Below are 21656 nucleotides of genomic sequence, written 5' to 3'. Positions count from 1 at the left end.
GCGTCCGGCAGCGGGCTGTCGCCGGCGCCGTAGTACAGGTCGTTCAGCCGCTTGACCTGGGCGGTCAGCTCGGCGATGCGCTCTCCAACGTCCACGCCTCGATTAAACGCGATGGCACCGACAGTCCGCTCCGCCCGAGCCCCGGCCCGGGGCGGGAGGCCTGCCGTGCGTGCTTCAACCGCGCAGTCGTGCGTTGAGCCGTGCGGCCTGCCGGGTGAGGTGTTCGTGTTCGGGAAGGTTGGGCGCTGATCGCGCGGCCTCGGCGTAGAGCCGTGCCGCGGTGGCCAGATCGCCGTCCCGCTCGTGCAGGTAGGCCGCGGCGGCGGTGTGGCGGGGCAGGGCGGGGTCGAGCTCCGCCAGCGCGGCCAGCCCGGCCCGCGGGCCGTCGGCCTCCCCGACCGCGACGGCCCGGTTGAGGCGGACCACCGGGTTGCCGGTGAGGCGCACCAGTTCGTCGTACCACTCGACGATCTGCACCCAGTCGGTCTCCTCGGCCGTCAGAGCGTCGGCGTGGAGCGCGGCGATCGCGGCCTGGGCCTGGAACTCGCCCAGGCGGTCGCGGCTGAGGGCCGCCTGGAGTATGCGGACGCCCTCGCTGATCATGCGGGTGTCCCACCGGCCGCGGTCCTGCTCGGCGAGGGGCACGAGCCTGCCGTCGGGGCCGGTGCGGGCCGGGCGCCGCGCGTGGTGGAGCAGCATGAGCGCGAGCAGGCCCGCGGCCTCCTCGTGGCCGGTCATGGCCGCCAGCTGCCGGGCGAGCCGGATCGCCTCGGCCGCGAGGTCGACGTCACCGGAGTAGCCCTCGTTGAAGATCAGGTAGAGCACGCGCAGCACGGTGGCGACGTCGCCCGGCCGGTTGAACCGGGCGTTCGAGACGGTCCGCTTGGCCCGGCTGATGCGCTGGGCCATGGTCGCCTCCGGGACGAGGTAGGCCTGCGCGATCTGACGCGTGGTCAGGCCTCCGACGGCGCGCAGCGTGAGCGCGACGGCCGAGGCCGGTGTCAGGGACGGGTGCGCGCACAGGAAGTACAGCCGCAGTGTGTCGTCCACCGCCTCGCCCGGGCCGGGCGCGGGCTCCGCGTCGACGCTCAGCTCCCGGTGCCGCCGGGCGGCGTCGGCGCGGGCGGCGTCGAGGAACTTGCGCCAGGCCACGGTGACCAGCCAGCCCTTGGGGTCCTGCGGCGGGTCCCGCGGCCATACGCGCACGGCCTCGACCAGGGCGTCCTGAACGGCGTCCTCGGCCGCCGCGAAGTCGGCTCCGCGGCGGACGAGGACGCCGATCACGGTGGGGGTGAGGGTCCGCAGCCGGGCCTCGTCCACCTGTGTCACTCCGTGATGGTCGGGGGTGCGGCGAAGAACGGGCGCACCTCGAGCCACTCGTGGATCGGCCTCCCGCCCGCACCCGGGGCCGCGGACAGCTCGCCGGCCAGTTCGATCGCCCGCTCCCGGGTCTCGACGTCGATCACGTACCAGCCGGCGATCAGGTCCTTGGTCTCCGCGAACGGGCCGTCGGTGACCGGCGGCCGGCCCTCGCCGTCGTACCGGACGAACATGCCGTCCGGGGAGAGCGCCTGCATGTCGACGAACTCGCCGGTGGCCTCCAGCCGGGCGCCGAAGTCCTCCATGTACTGCACGTGGGCCGAGATCTCCTCCGGCGTCCACTGCTCCATCGGCACGTCGTTGACCGGTGCCGGCGCGCCCCGGTAGTGCTTGAGCAGCAGGTACTTGGCCATCAGGTCCTCCTTGGTGCGGTACGGCCGCGGTGGCCGTGTTCGCTGCGGGGACGGAGCCGGGCACGGATTCTCGACATCCCCGCGAGATTATTCTTCCCCCACTCTCCGCCGCTCGGGTGCCATCTCGCCAGTGCCGTCCGCCCGGGGGCTCCGCGCCGGCCGCGTTTAGGCTGGAGGCGTGCAGGTTCATCGCGGGCCTTCCCATCCGGCCCTCGTACCGTTCGTTGCGGGCCTCGGCTATTGCGAGTCGGACGGCCCGGCCGTCCGCGAGCGGTCCATCCCCACCGGCTGCGCCCAGCTGTTCGTCAACCTGCACGCCGACGCGTTCGCCGGCGGCGCCGGTGGGGCCGCCTTCCTGGGCGCGACGTCCCGGCCCTCGCTGATCGACACGGCGGACCAGCGGGCCCTCGCCTGGGTGGTGTTCAAGCCCGGTGGCGCGTTCCCCTTCTTCCCGGCGGAGCCCGGGCTTGTCGTCTTGAGCGACATCTGGGGCCGCTCCGGGGCGCTCGTGCGGGAACGCCTCCTGGAGGCGGGCGGCCCCGCCGAGATCCTGGACTCGCTGGAGTCGATCCTCCTCGAGGCAGGCGGCCTGGACCGCGATCCCGCCCTGGAGGCCGCGGTCGCGGCGCTCGACCGGGGCGTCCCCGTCGGGGAGGTGACGGACCGGCTCGGCTGCACGCGCAAGCGGCTCATCGGCCTCTTCCACGACCGCGTCGGCCTGACGCCCAAGCGCTTCGCCCGCGTCCGGCGGTTCCAGCGCACGCTCCGGCGGATCCCCTACGACCGGCCGGTCGACTGGGCCGAACTGGCGTCCGCCTGCGGGTACGCCGACCAGTCGCATCTGATCCGCGACTTCCACGACTTCGCCGGGCTGCGGCCGACCGAGTACCGGCCCCGCTCCCCCGGCCAGCCGAACCACGTACCGCTCTGAGGGAAATTCGTCCAATACGGGGCTCGCGGGCGGCCCCCACGATGGAGCCATGAACCTCTTTCCGAAACTCGTCGTCGACGACGCGGTCCGTGCCGTCGAGTTCTTCACCACCGCGCTCGGCGTCAAGGAGACCGAGCGCTCCGAGACGCCCGACGGCAAGATCGTCAACGTGCGGCTGGCCCTCGGGGACGTCCAGTTCACGCTGAAGGACGAGGACTCCGTCGACGCCGGACCGACCGCGCTCGGCCTCGACCGCTCACCCGTGATCATCAACCTCGAGGTGCCCGATCCCGACGAGGTCGCCGCCCGCATGGAGGCGGGCGGCGCCACCGTGATCTACCCCGTCGAGGACCACCCGTACGGCCGCATGGGCCGCCTGCGCGACCCGTTCGGCCATGTCTGGATCGTCCGCCGGACCCCCTCCGGATGAACCCGCCGCGGTGAGGGCGGTCCCGTCTTCGAGGCCGCCCTCGCTTCGTCGGGTCGTCGATGGCCGCGAGACCCGGCATACGCCAAGATTGGCGGCATGGGATCGGTGGCTGCGAACGGCACGGACGAGTACCAACCCGACCAGTACCGGCGCCGCTCCGCCAGGGTGCTGCTTGTGGACGACGCCGAGCGCATCCTGCTGTTCCGTTTCCCTCGCGTCCACCGCAAGCCCGAGGCGGGCCACTGCTGGATCACTCCTGGCGGTGGCGTCGACGACGGTGAGACGCTCGCCGAGGCCGCCGCCCGCGAACTCTCCGAGGAGACCGGCCTGGTGGCCGCGCCCGGCGACCTGGGCCCCGCGGTCGCCTTCTCGTCCGGATACGCCGACTTCCCCGGATGGGTGAGCGGGGTCTTCCGTGACGACTACTTCCTGTACCGGACGGCCGCCACCGACATCGACACCGCGGGGTTCACCGACGTGGAACGCCGCCACATCAGCGAGCACCGCTGGTGGCCGGTCGGCGAACTGGAGATGGCACCGGAACCCGTCTACCCGCTGCGGCTCGCGGCGCTCCTCACCGACCTGCTCGCCGGACGAGGCGGCGGGACTCCCGTCCGTCTTCCCTGGCATCACCCCTGACGCAGAATTCTTCTGCGCCGTGTCGATCCGCCGGGACGCCGTTCGACCTGTGGATGACGGTCCTCGTCCATGGCCCCGGCCGTGGACGCGAGCAGAAGGAGCATCCCGATGGGATCCATCAAGTCCAGCCTCTTCATCTCCCTCGACGGTGTCATCGAATCGCCGGAGACCTGGCACCTGCCTTACTTCGACGACCAGATGGGCGCCGTCGTCGGCGAGTTGATGAGCGGAGCCGAGGCGACCCTCCTCGGCCGGCACACCTACGAGGGGTTCGCCTCCTACTGGCCCACCGCCGACCCGGCGGACCCGATGACCAAGGCCATGAACAGCGCGCGCAAGTACGTCGTGTCCACGACGCTGACCGAGGCGGCCTGGGAGAACTCCACGCTGATCAACGGTGACGTCGCCGCTGAGCTGACCACGCTCAAGGCCGACACCCACCTCGGCACGACGGGCAGCGCCGCGCTGGTGCGCTGGATGCTCGGGCAGGGCCTGGTCGACGAACTGCACCTGCTCGTGCACCCGATCGTCGTCGGACACGGCGCCAAGCTCTTCACCGACGGCGAGACCGTCCCGCTGAAGCTGGTCTCCTCGACCACCTTCGAGAACACCGGCGTGGTGCACCTCGTCTACACCAACGCCGACGCCCCCGAGGCCTGAGCCCCGCGAGACGGCTCGACGTCGCAGACCGGCAACGGCCGTCCGGTCCCGGGTCCGACGGGACCCGGAACCGGACGGCCGTTGCTCATGGTCGGCCGAGGCGGCTTCTACTGGACCGCCCTCGCGGCCCGCTCGATCCCCTGCGTGACGGTCCTGGGGGCCGAGAGCAGACCGAGATGCCCGGCGTCGTACTCGGTCACGGTGGAGCCGGCCCGCTGGGCCATGGCCCGTTCGGCACCGGGCGGGATGATCAGGTCCTGGGTGCCGATGAGGTACCAGGACGGGATCTGCTTCCAGGCGGGGGGCCCGGACGGCTCGTTCAGCGCGCCGAGCGTGGCCGGCCGCTGGGTGGCCGCCACGAGCGCCTTGTCCTGCGCGCTCAGGCCGGTCGCGAACGAGGTGAAGACGGTCGACTTCTTGAGGTAGAGGTCGGTCGTCGCGGTGGGCGGAAGAGTGGCGGGCACGAAGTCGAACACCGTGGTGGGGTCGACCGAGAGTGCGGAGTCCGGCCCCGCGAGCGCCGTCCCGCTCTCGCCCTCGTCCGGCGCGAAGGCGTTGACGTAGACCAGCGCCTTGACGTTCGGGTTCCCCGTGGCCGCGTTGGTGATCACCGCACCTCCGTAGGAGTGCCCGACCAGGACGATCGGGCCCCGCAGCGACTCCAGGAAGGTCCTCAGGTACGCGGCGTCGCCGGACAGCGATCGCAGCGGGTTGGCCGGCGCGACGACCGTGTACCCGTCGCCCTGGAGCCTGGGGATGACCTTGCTCCAGTTCGAGGCGTCGGCCCAGGCTCCGTGCACGAGCACGATCGTCGGCTTCGCCGAGCGGCGTTCCTGGGAGAAGGCGCTCGACGCCGGGCTGAGGCTCGCCAGGACGAGCGCGACCGCGGCAAGAACGATCACCGTGGTGTAGGGGCGCCTTCTGATACTGAAAGCCGAGTGGGTGGGCGGACTGGTCATGGTTCTCTCCATTCTGCTTCGGACGGCCTCCAGGACCGAAATGGCGCGGGCGAAGAAGAACATTTCTCTCCGCGCCATGACGGAATCCCGCGCCGGAGGCGAGCACCTGGTGGGCGATCCATACATATGACCGGACACCCCTCTGTTCTGTGACACTTCTCGCGTGAATCCATTTGACGGCAAGAAACGCGCAAAAAGGAGCCCGCACACGGCCGCGGTGAGGGCCGAGGGGCTCCTTGAGGGATCGATCGTGGTCCCGTGGCGGCGGCCCGGTGCGGTCACGGGTCGCCGCCACGGCGCGGGGATCAGTGGAGGGCGTCCAGCGCCTCCTCCACGGCCCGGTGGAAGGTCGGATAGGTGTAGATCATGTGCTTGAGGCGGTCGGTGGGGACCTCGTTGTGGACGGCGACGTTCAGCCCGTACAGCACCTCGCCGCCCGTGGGGCCGGCGGAGGTGGCGCCGACCAGGACACCGCGGTCGGCGTCCTCGACGAGCTTGACGAACCCCTCGTTGCCGGGTCCGTGGATCATGCCGCGCGCGGACGAGGCGATCGGCACCGAGCCGGTGCGCACCCGCAGGCCCCGGTCGCGCGCCTGCCGCTCCGTCAGTCCCACGGCCCCGATCTCGGGGTCGGTGAAGGTGACGCGGGGCAGCGCCCGGTAGTCCGCGTCGGGTCCGGGGGTTCCCAGGATGTCGCGGACGGCGATCTGCGCCTGGTACATCGAGACGTGGGTGAAGGCGCCGTGTCCGGTGATGTCGCCGACCGCCCACAGCCCCTCCCCGGCCCGCAGCTGCCCGTCGGTGCGCACCGCCCGCGCGGCGGGATCGATCCCCACGGTGTCGACCGCCAGCGCGGCCAGGTCCGTGACCCGGCCCGTCGCGACCAGGAGGCGTTCGGCTCGGATCGGCTCCAGACCGCCTTCGAGGAGGGCCTCGAAGGTCGTGCCGTCGTACTCGATCTGAACGGCCCGGGTGCGGGTGCGAACGATGACACCGTCGGCCCGCAGCGCCTTCGCCGCCAGGTCTCCCGATTCCGGCTCCTCCTGCGCGAGCAGCCGCTCCTGCCCTTCCAGGACGGTGACCGTGCAGCCGAAGCGCGCGAACACCTGGGCGAGCTCGACGCCGATCGCGCCGCCGCCGAGCACGAGCATCGAGGCGGGCACCTCCTCGGCCGCGATGGCGTCCCGGTTCGTCCAGTACGGCGTCGTCTCCAAGCCCGGGATCGGGGGGATGCGGGGATGGGAGCCGGTGGCGAGGACGACGCCGCGCGCGGCCTCGAACGTGCGGTCCCCCGTGGTCACCCGGCGCGCGCCCGCGAGCCGGCCCCTTTCCCGGACCAGTCGCACGCCCTTGTCCGCCAGGCGGTCGGCGGCCGGCTGGTCGTTCCAGCCACCGGTGGCCTCCGACCGGACGCGGTCGGCGACCTTGCCCCAGTCGGGGACCACCTTGGCCTCGCCGGCGAGGCGGCCGACGCGGCCGGCCTCCGCGAGGACGTTCCCGGCGCGGATCATCGTCTTGCTGGGGACGCATCCCCAGTAGGGGCATTCGCCTCCGACGAGTTCCGCCTCCATCCCCAGCACGTCCAGGCCGGCTTCGGCCAGCGCGCCCGCGGCGTACTCGCCGCCCGGGCCCAGCCCCACCACCACCACATCGGCCTTCTCGCTCATGCTGTTCTCCCCTCCCTTGTCCGGCTTTGCCGCCGGTCGTCAACGCCCGGTCCCGGGGACGCCGTGGTCCTCGGACTCGTGTGACGGTTCTCGATTCGTGTGCCTGCGGCTCCGGACAGGAGCGCGGGCGCGTCGGCGAGCGCGCCGACCACGGCGACGGCGCCGGGGCGGTGCTCGGCGAAGCGGCTGGCCGCCTCCGCCTTCGGGCCCATCGAGCCGGCCGGCAGCGGCAGGCTCCGCAGCAGGCCGGGCGTGATGTGGCCGATGGGCCGGGCGTGCGGGGTGCCGTGGTCACGCATGATCGCGGGAACGTCGGTGAGGAGCAGCAGCGCGTCGGCCCCCAGCCTCGTCGCGAGCAGCGCCGCGGCCAGGTCCTTGTCCACCACGGCCTCGATGCCGCGGTGGTCTCCCCCGGTGGGGACGCCGCCTCCGCCGACGGCGACGACCAGGCAGCCCGCGTCGGTGAGCCGGGCGATGGTCGGCAGTTCGACGATGTCGCGCGGCTCGGGGGAGGGGACGACGCGGCGCCAGGCGGCGCCGTCCTTGCGCATGGCCCACCCGTGCTCGGCGCGCATCCGCTCGGCCTCCGAGTCGCCGTAGGAGCGGCCGATGAACTTGGTCGGGGCGCCGAACGCGGGGTCGCGGGGGTCGACCGCGGTCTCGGTGAGGAGGGCGGCGATCTCACGGCCGGGCAGGGCGCGGCGCAACTCGCGGACCAGCCAGTAGCCGATCATGCCCTGCGTCTCGGCGCCGAGCACGTCGAGCGGGTAGGGGGCCGACAGCGCGGGGTCGGCGGCGCTCTCCACGGCCAGCAGCCCGACCTGCGGGCCGTTGCCGTGGGTGATGATCAGCTCGTTGCCGGCCGCCAGCGCGGCCAGCCCCTCGACGGCCTCGCGGACGTGCGCGACCTGCACGGCCGCTTCCGGCGGATCGCCGCGGCGCAGCAGCGCGTTGCCGCCGAGCGCGGCGACGATCCTCACCGCCGTCCCTCCAGCCGCTCGGTGAGCAGCGCGCTCAGCACCGCCTGCGTGGCGGGGAGCCGGTTGGCGGCCTGCCGGAAGACCAGCGACCGTTCGCCGTCGATGACCTCGGCCGAGACCTCCTGGCCGCGATGGGCGGGCAGGCAGTGCATGAAGACGGCGTCGTCGCGGGCGTGGCCCATGAGCCGCTCGTCCACCCGGTACGGCGCGAGCGCCCTGACGCGGCCTTCCCGCTGGTCGTCGGGATCCCCCATGGACACCCAGACGTCGGTGTAGACGACGCTCGCGTTCTTGACCGCTTCGATGGGCTCGTTGGTGAGCGTGACGGCTCCGCCGCTTCGGTCGGCCTGGGCGGCGGCGAACGCGACGGCCTCGTCCGGCGGCGCGTAGCCCGGGGGCGTCGCGAGGGTGACGTCCATGCCGGCGATGGCCGCGGCCTCCATGAGGCTGCGGGCGACGTTGCCGCCGTCGCCGACGTAGGCGATGCGGTGGCCGCGCAGGTGTCCGAAGTGCTCCTGGACGGTGAGCAGGTCTGCGACGGCCTGAAGGGGGTGGTGGCCGTCGGTCAGGGCGTTGACCACGGGGACGGGCGCCGCCGCGGCCAGGTCGGCGACGTCGGTGTCGGAGAAGGTGCGGATCACGATGGCGGCGGCGTAGGAGCCCATGACGCGGGCGGTGTCGGGGATGGTCTCGCCGCGCCGGAGCTGGAGTTCGTCGGGGCCGACGCTGACGGGGGTGCCGCCGAGGCGGGTCACCGCGGCGGCGGTCGAGAGCCGGGTCCGGGTGGAGGGCTTGGCGAAGTACATCGGCACGATGCGGTGGGCGAGCAGGTCGGGCGCCGACTCGGGCGCCGTCTGGAAACCGGCCGCCAGCCGCAGCAGGAGGGTCAGGTCGTCGCCGGTCAGGTCGGCGGCGCGCAGCAGGTCTTTCACGGTGTCACCTCGCCGGTGGGGATCGCTTCGTCGCGCTGGAGGGGGCAGCTCATGCAGCGGGGGCCGCCGCGGCCGCGGCCGAGTTCGCCGCCGGGGATGGTGACGACCTCGATGCCGTGGTGGCGGAGCATGGTGTTGGTGGTGACGTTGCGCTCGTAGGCGACGACGACGCCGGGCTCGACGGCCAGGACGTTGTCGCCGTCGTCCCACTGCTCGCGTTCGGCGGCGCGGACGTCCTGCTCGGCGGTCAGGACGCGGACGCGCGGCAGGTCGAGGGCTCGGGCGATCGCGGGGAACAGCGCCTCGTTCTCCTGGACCAGGACCTCGTCGCCGTGGTGGCCGGGGGTGAGGGTGTAGGACCGCAGCGGCGGCAGCCCGCGGTACACGGTGAAGGCGTCCCGGTCGACCATGGTCATCACGGTGTCCAGGTGCATGAACGCCCGCCGTTTGGGGAGTTGCGCGGCGATGACGCTGCGGGCCGCGCCCGCGGTGAACAGCCGCTGGGCGAGCAGCTCGATGGCCTGCGGCGTCGTCCGCTCGCTCATCCCGACCAGGACCAGGTCCCGGCTGAGGACGTGGATGTCGCCGCCCTCGATCGAGGGCAGCGCGAAGTCCGCGCCGGGGTACCAGACCGGGGGCTCCCGGTCGGTGAACAAGGGATGGTGCCGGTAGACGGTGCTGAGGTGGAGGGTTTCGCGGCGCCGCGCCGGTTTGGCCATGGGGTGCAGGGTGACGCCGCCGTGGATCCAGGCGGAGGGGTCGCGGGTGAACAGGTGGTTGGGCAGCGGCGGCAGCACGAAGTCGCCGTCGTCCAGGGACGCCAGCAGCAGGCTGTGCGCGGCCAGGCCCATCTCGGCCTTGGTGAGTCCGCCGATGAGGTGGCGGGCGAGGGCGGCGGGGGCGAGGTCCTCCAGCGCGGCGCGGACGGGCCCGGCGAGGGTCGGGCCGAGGGCGGTCTCGGACGCGGTGTGGTCGAGGACCTGGGCCCGGGCCTGGTCCAGCTTGAGGGTCTCGGCGAGCAGGTCGGCGAGGTAGTGGACCTGGACGCCGCGCTCGCGCAGCGTGTCGGCGAACACGTCGTGCTCCTGCCGGGCGCGCTTGGCCCACAGGACCTCGTCGAAGAGCAGGTCGTCCTTGTTGGCCGGGGTGAGGCGCAGCAGTTCCAGGTCGGGGCGGTGCAGCAGGACCTGCCGCAGCCGCCCCACCTCAGAGGTGACGGTGAACACAGGAGTCGGTCCCTTCATGCGACCTGGACGGGCGGTTCGGGCTTGTCGGGGAGGCCGGGCGGCGGGCCGTACTCCTCCGCCTCCTCCACCGCCTCTTCGACCTCGGCCTCCACGACCTGGTCGTGGGAGCGGTGGTCGCGGTACTTCAGCCAGGCGTAGACGGGCATCCCGGCGAGGATCAGCAGCGTGCCCTTGTAGACGACCTCGTAGCCGGACCCGGCGACCGCCCAGACCGAGTAGCCGAACGCCAGCAGCGCGATGACCGCGTCCCGCGCCAACCGCCCGCCGGAGAACGCCACGCGGTCGGTGGCCAGCAGCACCAGCTCGGCGACCGCCGCGTAGGCGTACGGGATCACGGTGGTCAGGGTGGCCAGGAGGATGATGAAGGTGAACTGGTCGACCAGGCTCGCGTTGTAGTTCATCAGCATCAGCCCGGTCACCAGGACGCTGGAGACCACCAGGCCGACGATCGGGACGCCGCCGCGCCCGGTGCGCGCGAACACCCGGGGGAACAGCCCGTCACGCGCCGCCGCGAACGGGATCTGGCCCTGCAGCAGGATCCATCCGTTCAGGGCGCCGAACGCGCTGATCGCGGCGCCCCCGGCCACCAGGTCGGCGGCCCATCCCCCGAACGCGGCGTCGGCGGCGTCGGCGAAAGGCGCGGTGGAGTTCGCCAGCGCGGCGGCGGGGACGAGGCCGAGGACGGCGACGGTGCCGAGGATGTAGACCAGGGCGGTGAGGGCGGTCCCGGCGACGGTCGCGCGCGGGATGGTCTTCTGCGGGTCCTGCACGTCCTCGGCCGGCACCGTCGCCGACTCCAGGCCGATGAACGACCACAGGGTGAGCGCCGCCGCGGCCGTCACCGCACCGAACGCGCCCTGCCCGCTGGCGTTGAACTCCCCGAAGTTCCCCGACTTGATGAAGAACAACCCGCCGACGACGATCAGCAGCAGCGGGACGAGTTTGATGACGGTGGTGACGAGCTGCACGGCCCCGCCATGGCGGACCCCGTAGGCGTTGACGGCCGTCAGCCCCCAGACCGCCGCGAGGCCGGTCGCCGCCGCCAGGACCTTGTCATCGGCCAGCGAAGGCCAGAAGTGGGCCATGTAGCCGACGAACGCCACCGCGATCGCCGCGTTCCCCGCCCACACCGCGATCCAGTAGCCCCACGCGGTCTGGAACCCGACGAAGTCGCCGAACGCGCGGCGCGCGTAAGCGTAAGGACCACCCGTGCGCGGGTAGGCCCGGGCCAGGCGCGCGAACACCAGCGCCAGCAGGATCGCCCCCGCCGCCGTGAACCCCCACGCGACCAGGCTGATCGGCCCGAACTCGGCCAGCGAGCTGGGCAGCAGGAACACACCGGACCCGATCATGTTGCCCACCACCAGGGCCGTGGCCATCCACGGTCCCAGCCTCCGGCGGGCCGGCTGAACACTCATGACTGCCTCCTCCGGCGCGGCAGGGCGCCGCGGCTCCGATCGCTCAACGGCCCGCGCGCACGCATTTCGATGAATGCGGCGGCGGCACGCTTGGGGAAGCCCGTCTGGTCTTGTCCTTCACGATGCATGCTCATTCGCGCCTTCAAAGTGATGGGGTCGATAGCACCCCTTCACCATCTCCTGGCAGCCGAACTGGGGCATGACACGAATGCATGAGATCGGCGGACGACAGTTAGCGACCTCGTCCGCCTACTTGAAGGAATTGTTCTGCCGGCGGTTTTTCGCGGGCATGCGAAAGGGCCGAGCCGCCCGGGCGGCCGGGCTCACCCTCGGACGGCGGCGGCGCCCGCCGTCCTCGCCGCCTACTTGGGGATCCTGGGAGCCAGTCGTCCGGCGAAACTCGTGACCTGCTCGCAGATGTCCGAGCCGGAGGCGTCCGGCTTGTAGGCGTTCACTCCGACGTTGCCGAAGGAGGCGGGCCACTGGATCAGGCAGTTCGTGGAGCTGCGCGCCATCTGGGCGGACGACGGCAGGCCCGGCCCCGACGCGGGAGAGCGGGTCGCTCCGCTCTGCATCGTGATCTCAAGGGAGGCGTACGTGAGCATGAGGTGCCCGGAGCCCCAGCCGGGCGGAGACCACCGGCACATCCGCAGCCAGGGCTTGCCCGTCCCCGGTTCACCGGTCCCCTGCGGCTCGCCCGCCCACAGTTTGAACGTGCGCTTGGTCTCGCCGTCTGGCGTCGCGCAGGGGTCGGGGATGCCGTTGGCGTCGGTCGGGACCGGTTCGGGCGAGGTCGTCACAGCGGCCGACGCCGGGCGGTCGTCGGCGGGCGAACCGACTCCGGACACCGCCACCAGGACCGCGGCCGCCGTCCCCGCCACGGCCGCGGCACCGCACGCGGCGACGAGTACGGCCTGGCGGCGGTTGAGAGCGCGGGACGCGGCCGCGCCGAGTTGCGCCGTCGGCGCGTTCCGGGGCGAGGTACTCGGACGACCCGATGATGAGGCCGGTCGCGGTGAGCGCGGTGTCGGCCTGGTGGACCGCGATGCCGAAGTCGGTGAGCAGGACGCCGCCGTTGTCGGCCAGCATCACGTTGGCCGGCTTGACGTCCCGGTGCAGGATCCCGGCGGCGTGGGCCGCGCCGAGCGCGTTGAGCAGGGACGTCGCCACCCTGGCGGCCTCCTCGACCTGCAGCGGCCCCTCCTCGCGGAGGCGCTGCTCCAGGGACCGGCCGGTCACCAGCCGCATCACGATCCAGGGCACGCCGCCGTCCACGACGACGTCGTGCACGGTCACGATGTTGGGGTGGTCGCGCAGCCGGGCAGCGTTGCGCGCCTCCCGCTCCGCACGCGCCAGGCGCTCTCCCTGCTCCGCGTCCGTCCCCGGAGGGAGCCACATCCCCTTGACGGCGACGGGCACGCCCAGCGTCTCGTCGTGCGCCTTCCAGACCTGCCCGAACCCGCCCGAACCGAGCGATTCGGCCAGCCGGTACCGGCCTCCCAGCAGCCGCCCGGCCCGAGCACGCTCCGCGATCTCCTCATCGGTCACGGTGACATCATGGCGTCAAACAGACATGGATGTCTTCCTAATGCGACGGAATGCTCACGCAGGGGTGAGGTCAGAGCGCCGTGCCACCGGGCGGGCCTTCGCCGGAGCGCGAGAGCAACCGATCGGCGCGAATGGCGAGTTCCATCTCGAACCGCCATGCGGGGTCGTGGAGTCGCCGCCCGAACAGTTCCTCCAACCGACGCATCCGGTAGCGGACGGTCTGGGGATGCAGGCGGAGGCGGACGGCGGCCTGTGCGTGCGATCCCGTGGTCAGCCACGCGAGGAGGGTCTCGGTGAGCCGTTCGCGCGGGTCGCGTTCGAGTTCGTCCATCGCGGCCAAGCGGCGTCCCACCAGTTGCCGCGCCAGGTGCTCGTCGCTGAGCAGGAGCAACGCGGGCAGATGGTCGTCGCAGCGGACGTGGTCGAGGTCGGAGAAGGTCCCGTTGCGAAGGAGCGCGAGGGCGCGTTCGGCGGTACGGAGCGACTGCGCCGCCTCCTGCACGGGAACCTGGGTGCCGACGGCGAACCGCATGCCGCGCAGTCCGCGGCGGAGCCTTTCGATGCGGCCCGGCCGGTCCGGTCCGGGCAGGATCAGCAGTGGTTCGGGGCGGTGCAGGTCGCTGAGCACGTCTGGATCGAGCGGCGGGGAGAGCTGCCGCTCGGCTTCCCAGGGTCGGTCGAGGACGACGCAGGCGACCGATGCTGGGATGGTCCACTGCGCGGTGCGTGCCCCCTGGACGAGGACCTCGGGGGCGACGGCGCCGTTCCCGGCCAGGATGACCCGCAGGAGGCGCCGACGTTCGCCGCGCATGATGTCGGCGTCGGGGTGCGACAGGTCGGTGTAGGCGGCGAGTGCATGGGCGGACAGTTCTTCGGCGGTGGCGAGAACCGATTCGGTCAGGCCGTACAGCTGGTCGGCGGTCGCGCCGACCGTCCGGGCGACGTCGGCCAGGCGGCGCCAGGCGAAGCGCGCGCCCGCATGGTAGGCACTTTGCAGCAGGTCCGGGCCGATGCCGTGCAAGTAGGCGCTGCGTCCCAGCGCACGATGCGTCCTCGCCTGCTCTTCAGGCGGCCCCGTCAGGTCCGAGAGGCCCCTGACGAACGTGCGTAGTTCCTGGTCGATGACGGGCATGGCCTCATGCCCGGAGGCGTGCCCGAAGGCCCGGGCGATCACGGGCAACGCTCGCCAGACGTCCTCCGTGACTCTTTCCGGCAGGTCGGGCAGGTGCACCCGGAGGTACTGAGCGAACTCCCGGCCGCCGAGGGCGCATTCCATAGGCGAGGAGGACGGTGCCGGTGTCGAAGCCGCGCTGAAGAACCGGCTCATCTGTGCCTGCTCGCGTTCACCCGCCCGGCCGCTCGTCCTCGCGGGCGGCACAGGGTCCTGCGATCACATCGATGGCGGCGGCCACCATCCGTACGAGCCGGTCGGTGAACCGCGCGGGGTCGAGGGGATCGTCGCCGTCCGCGATCCAGTCGTTGATCAGGGCGGCCCAGCCGCCGGTGAGGAAGGCGGCGAGGTCCTCCGCCTCCTGGGGGCCGAGGCGCCCGCCGCCCAGCAATTGCACGATGTGCCGGTTGTACGGGATGAAGAACCCGGTCAGCGCCTTGTTGAGGCCGAACCCGGAGGACCCGGTCAGGACCGCACGGTAGAACGGCCGATGGTCGGCGAAATGCCCGGCCACCGCCAGCACCGGGACCCGTACGTCCGAGATGTCGGCAAGCTCGCCGAGACCGGGCAGCAGCTCCCGCCGGGCGAGGTCGAGCGCGGCTTCCAGCAGGAGGCTGTCGCGGTTGCCGAACTGCTGGTACACCACCTGCCGGCTCACGTCCGCCGCCTCGGCGATGTCGGACAGCGGCACCGCCGCCGTCCCCCTCTCGGACACCAGGGCGATCGCCGCCCGGATGAGCGCGGAGCGCGAACGGCGGACCCGGCGGTCCAGGACGGGCACGGCCTCCGATGAGTCTGCCTGCATGCGCCAATAATGGACGACTGTCAATAAACGAGCAAGTGTCAACGATCCGGACCGGCGCACCATGCCCTCCTCCAGTGCGCGGACGCCGTGACCGTCCCGCTCCGGCCACGGCCCCGACCAGGCAAGGGCTGTGCTGCGACGGGGGCGTTGTCACGCTTGTGACAGTGCGGGCGCCTTCGATTCTTGGATTCGGGCGTGGTCACCGGTCAGGGACGGTGCCTAAGGTCGGCGGACCCGTCGATCAGGAGTGTGGTGATGGAACTCCCCCGCCGCCGGCGCCCGAGAATCCTCCCTGCGATCGTGTCCCTTCTGCTGCTCGGGACGTTGGCGGCCATGAACCCGGTGGCCGCGTCCGCCTTGGACCGGGGCAAGGGAGAACTGGTCCGCATCGCGGACGGCACGGTGCGCGGCAAGGCCGATGCCGCCGGCCGGACCTTCTTCGGCATCCCGTACGCGGCGCCGCCCACGGGCGCCCGGCGGTTCAGGCCGCCGCAGCCGCCCGGAGCGTGGCCGGGCGTCCGGGACGCCACCCGCGAGCCCCCGCTGTGCCCGCAACCGGTACCGCTGGGCAGGACGAGCGAGGACTGCCTCTACCTCAACGTCTACACACCGCCCGCCGCCGAATCGCGCCATCTGCCGGTGCTGGTGTGGATCCACGGCGGCGCCTACATCCTCGGCTCCGGCGCGGGCTACGACCCGGCCCCGCTCGTCGCCGCGGGCCGGGCCGTCGTCGTGTCGATGAACTACCGGCTCGGGCCGCTCGGCTTCATGGCGCTGCCCGGCCTGGCCCGCGAGTCCGGGACCACCGGGAACCACGGGCTCCTCGACCAGCAGGCGGCGCTGCGGTGGGTGCGCGCCAACATCGGCGCCTTCGGCGGCGACCCCCGCAACGTCACCGTCTTCGGCGAGTCGGCGGGCGGCCACAGCGTCTGCATGCAACTGATCTCCCCTGCGGCAAGAGGGCTGTTCGACAAGGCGATCTCCCAAAGCGGCGGATGCGTCGGCACGCCCCTCGGCCCGGTGGCCCGGGAGAAGGCCTACGGCACCGGCCGGAGATTCGCCGATTCCCTCGGTTGCAACGACCGGCGGACGGTGGTGGCGTGCCTGCGCGGCAAGCCCGCGGACCGGTTCGTCGGCGACTTCGCCGGCATGTTCGGGCGGAACCTGGACTGGACACCGGTCATCGACGGCCGCGTCATCAGGGAACCCGCCGCTCCGGCGATCAGGGCCGGCCGCTACCAGAAGGTGCCGCTGATAATCGGAAGCAACGGGAACGAGGGCCGGCTCTTCACCGCCTTCGGCTACCACCTGCAGAAACTCCGGCGTGCGCAGGCCGGGGACCTCGATGAGGCGATCAGGCTCAGCGCACCCGGGGCCGCCGACGCGATGCGCGCCGCCTACCCGCCCGCCTCCGCGGACAACGCGGACCTCGCCCTGTCCGACTTCACCACCGACGGTCTGTTCGCGTGCCCGGCGCTGTTCACCGCCCAGGGGGCCGCGGCCAACGCCGGGCAGCGGGTCTACCGGTACGAGTTCGCCGACCCCCGCCCGCCCCTGTCGGGCCTCGACCCGCTGATGCCGCTGGGCGACTACCACGCTTCGGAACTGTTCTACCTGTTCAGGACCGTGCAGAACCTCCCGCCGCTGCCCGGCCTGAACCCGGACCAGCAGCGGCTGTCGCGGCAGATGCTGAGCTACTGGACGGCGTTCGCCAGGACCGGCGACCCCAACACCTCCGGCACCCCCGTCTGGCCCGCCCTCACGTCCGGGACGTCACCGACACAGCGCCTTACCTCCCAGGGAACGGAACCGTTCGGCACGTTCGCCCGCGACCACCACTGCGACCTCTGGGCAGCACTCCCCGACTGAACCGGCGGCCTTCTGCGAACCGGGCGGCGGCGAGCCGCTGATCGCAGCGGTCACCGGTCCGAGGGCGGCGGGTGGCCGTCGTCGTCGCCTTCGACCGGAATCCACCGGCTCGCCCACCGGTTGAGCGCCGCCACGGCGTCCTGCAGGTCCCGGCCCATCTCCGTCAAGCCGTACTCCACGCGGACGGGCGTCTCGTCGTGCACGGTCCGCTTCACGATCCCGGCCGACTCCAGCTCCTTCAGCCGCGTCGCCAGCATGCGGTCGGTGAGGTCGGGGATGCGCTGCCGGATCTCGCTGAACCGGGTGGCGCCCAGAAGGAGCTCACGAAGGATGACCCCGTTCCAGCGCCGGCCGATCAGCTCGACTCCGCGGTGGTAGCCGGCACAGAAGCCCGGCCGCAGGTCGTAGTCCTCTTCCAGCTTCTTGGCGGCCATGGCGTCATGCTACCCGGCCCGCAAGTAACTATACTTCTGTAAGCCACTTACGCTAGCTTAGTTGTACGGGCCGCTCCGGCCCGTACAACCCCCTGCTTCGAAGGAGGCTTGCGTGTCGTCTCAGACCACCGCGGAACAGCGACGTTCGCCAGAGCGGCGGCAACACCGTCCGGGGCTCGGGCTGGCCTTGCTGGCCTTCGCGCAACTGATCATTTCGATCGACTACAACATCGTGTTCGTCGCGCTCCCCCAGATCGGCGACGCGTTGGGGTTCACCTCCCAGAGCCTGCAATGGGTGGTCAGCGCCTATGCGGTCCTGTTCGGCGGCTGCCTGCTGTTCGGCGGGCGGGCCAGCGACATCCTGGGGCGGCGCCGCATGTTCGTCGCCGGGCTCGGCGTCTACGCGGTGACCTCGGCCGTCGCCGGGCTGGCGACGACCGCGGAGACCTTGGTCATCGCCCGCGGCGCCCAGGGGCTCGGCGGAGCACTGCTGTTCCCGGCCACCCTGTCGCTCGTCAACACGATGTTCGCCGAGGGGCGCGAACGCAACCGCGCCCTCGCCGTGTGGTCCGGCTCCGGCGCCGGAGGCCTCGTTCTCGGTTCGCTGCTCGGCGGCCTGCTGACCGAGGCGTTCGGTTGGGAGTCGGTGTTCTTCGTCAACGTCCCCCTGGCGGCCGCCGCGATCGCGCTGACCTTCCTCCTCATCCCGTCCGACGCGCCGCGGCGGGGCGGACGGCGTTTCGACCTGCCGGGGGCGGTCACCGCGACCGGCGGCGCGACCCTCCTCGTCTTCGTACTCGTCCAGGCACCGGAGGCCGGCTGGACGTCGGGTCCGCTGCTCGCCGCCGCCGGCTCGCTGGCCCTGCTGGCATCGTTCGTGCTCATCGAGACGCGCACCCGCGACCCGCTCATGCCGCTCCGGCTGCTGCGCAACCGCGGCATGGCGGCCGGAGTGACGATCACCTTCCTGTTCACCTCGACGTTCGGCTCGATGCTGTACTTCCTGACCATCTACTTCCAGGAAGCCCGCGGATACGGCGCCTTGGAGACCGGGACCGCGTTCCTGCTGCCGATGGGCATCGTGCTCTGCGGCAACGCCCTGGCCGGAAAGCTCCTCACCCGCCTGGGAATGCGCACAACGCTGATCGTCGGCATGGCCACCGTCGCGTTCGGCACGGTGCTGCTCGGTCTCGCCATCGCGCCCGACACCGGCTACATCACCCTGATCCCCGGACTCGCCGTCTTCGCGGTCGGCGGCGGCGTCACCTTCACCTCGATGTTCGCCGCCGCCACCTCCGGCGTGCCCGGCGAGCAGCAGGGCATCGCATCCGGCATCGCGTCCACCGGCCAGCAGGTCGGCTCCGCCGTCGGCCTCGCCGTCCTGGTCGCCATCGCCAACGCCTCGCACGCGGCCGACCAGGCCGTTGAGGCCGCGGTGGCGGCGGGCGTGCGCAACGCCGCCTTCGCGGCGGCCGCGGGGATGGCGGCGATGCTCCTCGTCGCGCTCACCCTCAAGCCGGCACCGCGCACCGGCTGACACCTCCGACCTGGGTCGGCGAATCCGCCCGACGTCACACTCCCGGCGCCTGCCGGGAGTGTGGCTCGTCGATCTGCGGAGGTGTCGCTCATGGTCAGGCTCCCCGCTCCGAAAGGGCGGGCATGCCTTACGCCGGGCCTGGCACGTGCTGGAGCACGGTGGTGATCTGCCAGTCGACGCTGGAGTGGTCGATGGTGTCGTGCACGGGCGAACCCGACATCTCACCAGTGATGCCGGCCGCGCCCGAGCGGGCGTGCTCGGGGCTGTCGTAGGCCACGATGTCGATGATGCGGCCGTCCGCGGTCTCGACAATGCGGCGCCAAAGGAACCCGGGCCGGCGCTTCAGGTACTCGTTGATGTCATCGTTCGCCTTGACGAAGTCGGCGGACGTGAGACCGTCGGCCGGCCGCAGTGTGGTCACTTCCAACGTCTCGGTCATTTCTGCTCCTGGTCGCTGTTCGTGGCGGTGGCCTCGGAGTGTCGGCGCCGGACGATCGCGCTTCCGAGCGGCCTCGGTCATCGTGTGCCGCACGAACGCGCTCCAACATCGGTCAAATGACCGCATGTGCCGTCAGGACGGCAGGGGCGCCCAGTTCCGGGTGCGCGTCGTGCGCAGCGCCGAGCCCTGATCGGCGAAGACGGCTGCGAGCAACGGCCGGTCCCGGTTAGGTCATCCAACTGATGTTGAGGGTCCCCGCCGCACGAAGACTGGTCGCACCAACCGCACCAGCCAGGAGGGCACGTCATGACCAAGCTGAGCGTCGGCCGGGAGAACGGCCACGACATCGAGATCCACTTCGAGGACCACGGCAGCGGCCGGCCCGTCGTCCTCATCCACGGGTTCCCCCTCGACGGCCGGTCCTGGGACAAGCAGGAGCGCGTCCTGCTCGAGGCCGGGCACCGGGTCGTCTCCTACGACCGCCGGGGGTTCGGCGAGTCCAGCCGCACCACGGTCGGGTTCGACTACGACACCTTCGCCGACGACCTGCACGCGCTGCTCGAACACCTAGACCTGCGCGACGTCGTCCTGGTCGGGTTCTCCATGGGGACCGGCGAGGTCGTCCGGTACCTCGGCCGCCACGGCTCCGACCGGATCGGCAAGGTCGCGCTGCTGGCGACCGTCCCGCCGTACCTGCTCAAGGCCGACGACAACCCCGAGGGCGTGGACCGCGAGGTGTTCGAGGGCATCAAGGCCGCGATCGTCGCCGACCGCCCCGGCTACTTCAAGGACTTCCTCGACGACTTCTTCAACGTCGACATCCTCGGCGGGACCCGGATCAGCGAGCCCGCCTGGCAGGCCGCCTTCGCCATGGCGCTGCAGGCCGGGCCGTACGCCGTGCACGCGTGCGTGGACACCTGGCTCACCGACTTCCGCGCCGACCTCGCGGCGATCGACGTGCCGGCCCTGGTGGTCCACGGCGACTCCGACCGCATCCTGCCCTACGAGGCCACGGCCGCGCGCCTGCCGGCGCTCATCCCCGGACTGACGTTCGTCACCGTCAAGGACGGCCCGCACAACATCGCCTGGACCCACCCGGAGGTCGTCAACCCCGCCCTCCTCGACTTCATCAAGGCCTGACGGCCGCGGAGCCGCGACACCGAGGAGATCCGAACCATGAGCACATCGTCCCCGCCCGTCATGCGGGCCCAGATCCTGGCCGCCTTCGGCGAGCCGCTCCAGCTCGCCGAACTGCCGGTGCCCTCGCCGGGCCCCGGCGAGGTGCTGGTCCGGATCGCGGCGGCCGGCCTCAACCCCCTGGACACCAAGATCGCCGCGGGCGAGGCCGCGCACGCCCGGGTGCGCCCGCCGGCGGTCCTCGGGCTCGACGCCTCCGGCGTCGTCGCCGCCACCGGGCCGGGGGTGAGCGGCTTCGACGTCGGCGACGAGGTCTACGGGATGATCGGCGGCGTCGGCGGGGTGCAGGGGAGCCTGGCCGAGTACGCCGCGGTGGACGCCTCGCTGCTGGCGCGCAAGCCGGCCCGGTGGACGATGGAGGAGGCCGCCGCGGCGCCGCTGGCGGTCATCACCGCCTGGGAGGGGCTGGTCGACCGGGCCCGGGTGGGCGGCGGGGACACGGTCCTCGTCCACGGCGGCGCCGGCGGAGTGGGGCATCTGGCGGTCCAGCTCGCCGCGGCGAGGGGCGCGCGGGTGTGGGCGACCGGGCACGCCTTTCAGGCCGCGACCCTGCGCCGGCTCGGGGCGGTCCCGATCGACTTCGAAAGCTCCCCGGTCGAGGAGTACGTGCGCGAACACACGGGCGGCCTGGGCTTCGACATCGTCTTCGACACGCTGGGAGGCCCGAATCTGGACCGCTCGTTCACAGCGGTCAAGCGCTACACAGGTCATGTCGTCAGCAGCCTCGGCTGGGGCACCCACAGTCTGGCGCCGCTCTCCTTCCGCGGTGCGAGCTACTCCGGGGTGTTCACCCTCCTCCCCCTTCTGGAGGGTGAGGGCAGGGCCGCCCACGGACGGATACTCGCGTCGGCCGCCGCGCTCGCCTCCGAGGGCGCGCTGCGTCCGATCCTCCACGGAGACGGATACGGGTTGCAGGACGCGGACATCGCGCTGAAGGAGGTCGCCCAGGGCGTCCCTGCCGGCAAGGTCGTCGTCCGCCTCACCTAGCCGGAGAGCCGCCGCCGCGGGTCCGGGCCGTCGCCCGTGACGCGCGGCCGGCGGCGTGCCGACGAGCAGGAGA

22 protein-coding genes are annotated in these 21656 nt (G+C 72.1%); 8 read left to right on the top strand and 14 right to left on the bottom strand.

The window, feature by feature from the left end:
* Nucleotides 1-174: 174 nt before the first annotated feature.
* Nucleotides 175-1320 carry an RNA polymerase sigma factor gene (locus ABWI07_RS15195; RefSeq protein ID WP_353818909.1) on the bottom strand — a complete coding sequence of 382 codons (1146 nt, stop codon included), beginning with the start codon at nt 1318-1320 and terminating at the stop codon, nt 175-177.
* Between the two features lie 5 nt (nt 1321-1325).
* Nucleotides 1326-1733 (bottom strand): YciI family protein, encoded by a 408-nt coding sequence (locus tag ABWI07_RS15190; protein ID WP_149256932.1) that lies wholly within the window; start codon nt 1731-1733, stop codon nt 1326-1328.
* A 178-nt stretch (nt 1734-1911) separates the two neighbouring features.
* Here ABWI07_RS15190 and ABWI07_RS15185 point away from each other — a divergent pair, with 178 nt between their 5' ends.
* The 4 genes from ABWI07_RS15185 to ABWI07_RS15170 all read left to right on the top strand — a co-directional run bounded on the left by ABWI07_RS15185 (nt 1912) and on the right by ABWI07_RS15170 (nt 4393).
* A complete protein-coding gene (locus ABWI07_RS15185) occupies nt 1912-2664 on the top strand; it encodes a helix-turn-helix domain-containing protein (protein ID WP_353818903.1) in 753 nt (250 codons plus the stop codon).
* A 49-nt stretch (nt 2665-2713) separates the two neighbouring features.
* Nucleotides 2714-3094, top strand: a complete 381-nt coding sequence (locus ABWI07_RS15180) for a VOC family protein (RefSeq protein ID WP_149256934.1) — start codon at nt 2714-2716, stop codon at nt 3092-3094.
* 96 nt (nt 3095-3190) lie between these two features.
* Nucleotides 3191-3733, top strand: a complete 543-nt coding sequence (locus tag ABWI07_RS15175; protein ID WP_149256935.1) for an NUDIX hydrolase — start codon at nt 3191-3193, stop codon at nt 3731-3733.
* Between the two features lie 108 nt (nt 3734-3841).
* The gene (locus ABWI07_RS15170) at nt 3842-4393 is read left to right on the top strand and encodes a dihydrofolate reductase family protein (RefSeq protein ID WP_149256936.1); all 552 of its coding nucleotides are present in this window, start codon (nt 3842-3844) and stop codon (nt 4391-4393) included.
* A gap of 107 nt (nt 4394-4500) precedes the next feature.
* Here the strand turns inward: ABWI07_RS15170 and ABWI07_RS15165 are convergent, their stop codons facing one another.
* The 10 genes from ABWI07_RS15165 to ABWI07_RS15120 all read right to left on the bottom strand — a co-directional run bounded on the left by ABWI07_RS15165 (nt 4501) and on the right by ABWI07_RS15120 (nt 15120).
* On the bottom strand, nt 4501-5352 hold the full coding sequence (locus ABWI07_RS15165) for an alpha/beta fold hydrolase (RefSeq protein ID WP_353818902.1): 852 nt from the start codon (nt 5350-5352) through the stop codon (nt 4501-4503).
* A gap of 305 nt (nt 5353-5657) precedes the next feature.
* A complete protein-coding gene (locus ABWI07_RS15160) occupies nt 5658-7019 on the bottom strand; it encodes a dihydrolipoyl dehydrogenase family protein (protein ID WP_353818901.1) in 1362 nt (453 codons plus the stop codon).
* Nucleotides 7016-7999 carry a carbamate kinase gene (locus tag ABWI07_RS15155; RefSeq protein ID WP_353818900.1) on the bottom strand — a complete coding sequence of 328 codons (984 nt, stop codon included), beginning with the start codon at nt 7997-7999 and terminating at the stop codon, nt 7016-7018. Before ABWI07_RS15155 ends, ABWI07_RS15160 begins: the two co-directional genes overlap by 4 nt.
* Complete coding sequence (gene argF / locus ABWI07_RS15150; protein ID WP_353818899.1) at nt 7996-8931, bottom strand: ornithine carbamoyltransferase; 936 nt, start codon at nt 8929-8931, stop codon at nt 7996-7998. Before argF ends, ABWI07_RS15155 begins: the two co-directional genes overlap by 4 nt.
* The gene (locus ABWI07_RS15145) at nt 8928-10157 is read right to left on the bottom strand and encodes an arginine deiminase (protein WP_353818898.1); all 1230 of its coding nucleotides are present in this window, start codon (nt 10155-10157) and stop codon (nt 8928-8930) included. The genes argF and ABWI07_RS15145 overlap by 4 nt, the downstream gene beginning before the upstream one ends.
* A gap of 14 nt (nt 10158-10171) precedes the next feature.
* Entirely contained in the window at nt 10172-11596 is a 1425-nt protein-coding gene (locus tag ABWI07_RS15140; protein WP_353818897.1) for an amino acid permease, read from the bottom strand.
* A 362-nt stretch (nt 11597-11958) separates the two neighbouring features.
* On the bottom strand, nt 11959-12201 hold the full coding sequence (locus ABWI07_RS15135; RefSeq protein WP_353818896.1) for a hypothetical protein: 243 nt from the start codon (nt 12199-12201) through the stop codon (nt 11959-11961).
* Nucleotides 12202-12271: 70 nt separating this feature from the next.
* Nucleotides 12272-13144, bottom strand: a complete 873-nt coding sequence (locus ABWI07_RS15130) for a serine/threonine-protein kinase (RefSeq protein WP_353818895.1) — start codon at nt 13142-13144, stop codon at nt 12272-12274.
* 70 nt (nt 13145-13214) lie between these two features.
* Nucleotides 13215-14420 carry a PucR family transcriptional regulator gene (locus ABWI07_RS15125; protein WP_353818894.1) on the bottom strand — a complete coding sequence of 402 codons (1206 nt, stop codon included), beginning with the start codon at nt 14418-14420 and terminating at the stop codon, nt 13215-13217.
* Between the two features lie 67 nt (nt 14421-14487).
* Complete coding sequence (locus tag ABWI07_RS15120; protein ID WP_353818893.1) at nt 14488-15120, bottom strand: TetR/AcrR family transcriptional regulator; 633 nt, start codon at nt 15118-15120, stop codon at nt 14488-14490.
* Nucleotides 15121-15420: 300 nt separating this feature from the next.
* Here ABWI07_RS15120 and ABWI07_RS15115 point away from each other — a divergent pair, with 300 nt between their 5' ends.
* Nucleotides 15421-16989, top strand: coding sequence for a carboxylesterase/lipase family protein (locus ABWI07_RS15115; RefSeq protein WP_353818892.1), 1569 nt, complete (start codon nt 15421-15423; stop codon nt 16987-16989).
* A gap of 50 nt (nt 16990-17039) precedes the next feature.
* Here the strand turns inward: ABWI07_RS15115 and ABWI07_RS15110 are convergent, their stop codons facing one another.
* Entirely contained in the window at nt 17040-17423 is a 384-nt protein-coding gene (locus ABWI07_RS15110) for a winged helix-turn-helix transcriptional regulator (protein WP_149256945.1), read from the bottom strand.
* A 112-nt stretch (nt 17424-17535) separates the two neighbouring features.
* On the opposite strand from ABWI07_RS15110, the gene ABWI07_RS15105 reads away from it, so the two are divergent.
* A complete protein-coding gene (locus ABWI07_RS15105) occupies nt 17536-18960 on the top strand; it encodes an MFS transporter (RefSeq protein WP_353818891.1) in 1425 nt (474 codons plus the stop codon).
* A 127-nt stretch (nt 18961-19087) separates the two neighbouring features.
* On the opposite strand, the gene ABWI07_RS15100 is transcribed toward ABWI07_RS15105, so the two are convergent.
* Nucleotides 19088-19399: a hypothetical protein gene (locus tag ABWI07_RS15100; RefSeq protein WP_149256947.1), complete on the bottom strand. Its 312-nt coding sequence runs from the start codon at nt 19397-19399 to the stop codon at nt 19088-19090.
* Nucleotides 19400-19705: 306 nt separating this feature from the next.
* Here ABWI07_RS15100 and ABWI07_RS15095 point away from each other — a divergent pair, with 306 nt between their 5' ends.
* Together ABWI07_RS15095 and ABWI07_RS15090 are read left to right on the top strand one after the other, a co-directional pair.
* On the top strand, nt 19706-20539 hold the full coding sequence (locus ABWI07_RS15095) for an alpha/beta fold hydrolase (RefSeq protein WP_149256948.1): 834 nt from the start codon (nt 19706-19708) through the stop codon (nt 20537-20539).
* A gap of 36 nt (nt 20540-20575) precedes the next feature.
* Nucleotides 20576-21583, top strand: coding sequence for a zinc-dependent alcohol dehydrogenase family protein (locus ABWI07_RS15090; RefSeq protein WP_353818890.1), 1008 nt, complete (start codon nt 20576-20578; stop codon nt 21581-21583).
* Nucleotides 21584-21656: the final 73 nt, after the last annotated feature.

Source organism: Actinomadura sp. NPDC000600, assembly GCF_040492135.1.
Classification (GTDB): Bacteria; Actinomycetota; Actinomycetes; order Streptosporangiales; family Streptosporangiaceae; genus Spirillospora.
The sequence above is the reverse complement of the archived record's forward strand: the minus strand, read 5'-3'. Positions and strand labels throughout refer to the sequence as shown.

What these genes read in the sequence shown, in the direction of transcription:
- ABWI07_RS15190 (WP_149256932.1), bottom strand. Translation starts at nt 1,733, where the DNA reads ATGGCCAAGTACCTGCTGCTCAAGCACTACCGGGGCGCGCCGGCACCG.
- ABWI07_RS15170 (WP_149256936.1), top strand. Translation starts at nt 3,842, where the DNA reads ATGGGATCCATCAAGTCCAGCCTCTTCATCTCCCTCGACGGTGTCATC.
- ABWI07_RS15140 (WP_353818897.1), bottom strand. Translation starts at nt 11,596, where the DNA reads ATGAGTGTTCAGCCGGCCCGCCGGAGGCTGGGACCGTGGATGGCCACG.
- ABWI07_RS15180 (WP_149256934.1), top strand. Translation starts at nt 2,714, where the DNA reads ATGAACCTCTTTCCGAAACTCGTCGTCGACGACGCGGTCCGTGCCGTC.
- ABWI07_RS15095 (WP_149256948.1), top strand. Translation starts at nt 19,706, where the DNA reads ATGACCAAGCTGAGCGTCGGCCGGGAGAACGGCCACGACATCGAGATC.
- ABWI07_RS15160 (WP_353818901.1), bottom strand. Translation starts at nt 7,019, where the DNA reads ATGAGCGAGAAGGCCGATGTGGTGGTGGTGGGGCTGGGCCCGGGCGGC.
- ABWI07_RS15100 (WP_149256947.1), bottom strand. Translation starts at nt 19,399, where the DNA reads ATGACCGAGACGTTGGAAGTGACCACACTGCGGCCGGCCGACGGTCTC.
- ABWI07_RS15135 (WP_353818896.1), bottom strand. Translation starts at nt 12,201, where the DNA reads ATGCTCACGTACGCCTCCCTTGAGATCACGATGCAGAGCGGAGCGACC.
- ABWI07_RS15120 (WP_353818893.1), bottom strand. Translation starts at nt 15,120, where the DNA reads ATGCAGGCAGACTCATCGGAGGCCGTGCCCGTCCTGGACCGCCGGGTC.
- ABWI07_RS15110 (WP_149256945.1), bottom strand. Translation starts at nt 17,423, where the DNA reads ATGGCCGCCAAGAAGCTGGAAGAGGACTACGACCTGCGGCCGGGCTTC.
- ABWI07_RS15125 (WP_353818894.1), bottom strand. Translation starts at nt 14,420, where the DNA reads ATGGAATGCGCCCTCGGCGGCCGGGAGTTCGCTCAGTACCTCCGGGTG.
- ABWI07_RS15175 (WP_149256935.1), top strand. Translation starts at nt 3,191, where the DNA reads ATGGGATCGGTGGCTGCGAACGGCACGGACGAGTACCAACCCGACCAG.
- ABWI07_RS15165 (WP_353818902.1), bottom strand. Translation starts at nt 5,352, where the DNA reads ATGACCAGTCCGCCCACCCACTCGGCTTTCAGTATCAGAAGGCGCCCC.
- ABWI07_RS15090 (WP_353818890.1), top strand. Translation starts at nt 20,576, where the DNA reads ATGAGCACATCGTCCCCGCCCGTCATGCGGGCCCAGATCCTGGCCGCC.